This window comes from Streptomyces roseolilacinus, from assembly GCF_014649335.1.
GTDB lineage: Bacteria > Actinomycetota > Actinomycetes > Streptomycetales > Streptomycetaceae > Streptomyces > Streptomyces roseolilacinus.
The window spans coordinates 1-808 of record NZ_BMSV01000036.1; the positions used below are offsets into that span (position 1 = coordinate 1).

At 67.8% G+C, this 808-nt stretch carries 1 protein-coding gene; it reads left to right on the plus strand.

Features of this window, described 5'->3' with window-relative positions:
* Positions 1–550: 550 nt before the first annotated feature.
* A partial coding sequence (locus tag IE106_RS29960) for a peptidase inhibitor family I36 protein (RefSeq protein WP_189538379.1) occupies positions 551–808 on the plus strand: 258 nt, incomplete at its 3' end.

The window sequence follows — 808 nt, forward strand, 5'->3', positions numbered from 1 at the left end:
CATAGCGGGCGCAGGAGCGCAGCAGCTACGTGGTTTCCGTGGACACACCAAGATGACCTTGGGCAACGTCAGCCTCGCAGCGACCAGGGCAGCAAAGAATTAGCTTTTCGGACAGAATCCCTGTGTGCGCCCTATAGAGGGGCATAGTGTCGAAAACTTGTCGGCGGCGACCTTCCGTCTGGGCAACAGTTGAGATCCTGCTCCAATGGGGCCGCATGGAGCAGTCGATCGCATCGGCGGCGGTGCCGGTGGCGGTGCCGACCGCGGCGTCGGCCTTGAGCTTCGCCGCCTGGGTGGGGTCCGCGTTGGCGCGGGCCCGCTTGGCGGCTGCCTCCGCACGGGTAGCTGCGGCATCCGCGTCGGCCAAGACGCGAGGGACGACGGGCGGGGCGACCAGCCGCAGGTGCCGGCGGGGGGCCGGCACAAACGTGGTGGGACCGGGCCGACTGTACGAAGAGGCGGCCCGCGCGGCGCGATGGCAGTAGGCGCGGGTACGGTCCTCTTCGCGGCGCGTTCGAAAACCTGTGCGCGCCGTATCGGGAGGGAAAGAATGCGCACATCACCGCTTCGGCGCCTGGCCACGATGGCCGCGGCGCTGGGGCTCACCTCGCTCGGGCTTCTCGGCGCGGGCACAACGCCTGCGCAGGCCGCGGTCAGCGACTGCCCCTCGGGGTACTTCTGTGCCTGGAAGGGCCAGTCCGCCACAGGGCCGATGTTTAAGACGAACACGAGCAAGGCGACGCTGGGCACCTGGGACAACACGTTTGTGCAGGTCGTCAACCGCACGTCCATGATCGCTTGTCTCTAC